The organism is Vibrio sp. 2134-1 (assembly GCF_033339495.1).
The window spans coordinates 1-876 of record NZ_JAWOUS010000230.1; the positions used below are offsets into that span (position 1 = coordinate 1).

Here is an 876-nt window from a genome sequence, read left to right on the forward strand (position 1 = left end):
TTCATGCCGCCTGTTTTTCCTGCTCATTGGCACGTTTCGCAACCTGTTCTCATTGCGGACACCTTTTCCAGCCTCGTTTGGAAAGTTTCATTGCCAGACGGGACTCCTGCAATCGTCAAGGGATTGAAACCTATAGAAGACATTGCTGATGAACTGCGCGGGGCCGACTATCTGGTATGGCGCAATGGGAGGGGAGCAGTCCGGTTGCTCGGTCGTGAGAACAATCTGATGTTGCTCGAATATGCCGGGGAGCGAATGCTCTCTCACATCGTTGCCGAGCACGGCGACTACCAGGCGACCGAAATTGCAGCGGAACTAATGGCGAAGCTGTATGCCGCATCTGAGGAACCCCTGCCTTCTGCCCTTCTCCCGATCCGGGATCGCTTTGCAGCTTTGTTTCAGCGGGCGCGCGATGATCAAAACGCAGGTTGTCAAACTGACTACGTCCACGCGGCGATTATAGCCGATCAAATGATGAGCAATGCCTCGGAACTGCGTGGGCTACATGGCGATCTGCATCATGAAAACATCATGTTCTCCAGTCGCGGCTGGCTGGTGATAGATCCCGTCGGTCTGGTCGGTGAAGTGGGCTTTGGCGCCGCCAATATGTTCTACGATCCGGCTGACAGAGACGACCTTTGTCTCGATCCTAGACGCATTGCACAGATGGCGGACGCATTCTCTCGTGCGCTGGACGTCGATCCGCGTCGCCTGCTCGACCAGGCGTACGCTTATGGGTGCCTTTCCGCAGCTTGGAACGCGGATGGAGAAGAGGAGCAACGCGATCTAGCTATCGCGGCCGCGATCAAGCAGGTGCGACAGACGTCATACTAGATATCAAGCGACTTCTCCTATCCCCTGGGAACACATCAATCT

Annotated in this window: 1 protein-coding gene; it reads left to right on the plus strand. The window is 55.5% G+C overall.

Annotated features, from left to right (window positions below):
* Positions 1-834: APH(6)-I family aminoglycoside O-phosphotransferase (locus tag R7R78_RS25125; RefSeq protein ID WP_000408210.1), on the plus strand; the 834-nt coding region annotated here is incomplete at its 5' end.
* Between the last annotated feature and the right edge of the window lie 42 nt (positions 835-876).